Source organism: Tepidiphilus sp. HLB4, from assembly GCF_054823945.1.
In genome coordinates, this window is record NZ_JSYB01000076.1 from 1 (window position 1) to 648 (window position 648).

Annotated in this window: 1 protein-coding gene; it reads left to right on the forward strand. The window is 59.6% G+C overall.

The genetic code is table 11. The features are described from left to right. A partial coding sequence (gene istB / locus OA56_RS09595; protein ID WP_461584961.1) for an IS21-like element helper ATPase IstB occupies positions 1 to 536 on the forward strand: 536 nt, incomplete at its 5' end. Positions 537 to 648 lie beyond the last annotated feature (112 nt).

Consider the following 648-nt stretch of genomic DNA (forward strand, 5'->3'; position numbering starts at 1 on the left):
AAATTTACAGAAAAAAGGTTGCACAACCCCTGGGCTTTCTCGATCGGGGAGAGAACGTCGTGCTCCTGGGGCCCTCGGGCGTGGGCAAAACGCATCTGGCCATCGCCTTGGGCTATCGGGCGGCCCAGGTCGGCGTCAAGACGCGTTTCACGAGCGCAGCCAAGTTGCTGCTCACCCTCAGTGCCGCGCATGCCCAGAATCGGCTCAAGACGCTCATGCGCCGTAGCGTCGCGGCCTATCGCCTGCTCATCATCGACGAGATCGGCTACCTACCCATGAATCGGGAACAAGCCAACCTCTTCTTCCAGGTCATCGCCCAGCGCTACGAGAAGGGCAGCGTGATCGTCACGAGCAATCTGCCCTTCGGGCAGTGGGACGCAACCTTCGCCCAGGACAGCACGCTGACGGCGGCCTTGCTGGATCGGCTCCTGCACCATGCCCACATCGTGCCCATCGCCGGGGAGAGTTACCGCCTCAGGCATCAACGACAAGCCGTCATGCTTGCCGCTAGAAATGCCGCAGGGATGCCCGAATAGCATCGCTTGCGTCAAAGGGGGTGTATCAGTTTTACTTCGTTGATCAAGGCAAAACTGTGTCAGTTTTCAATCGGTGTTGACACCGTTGGCGTAGTCACGCCGTCGCTCACTA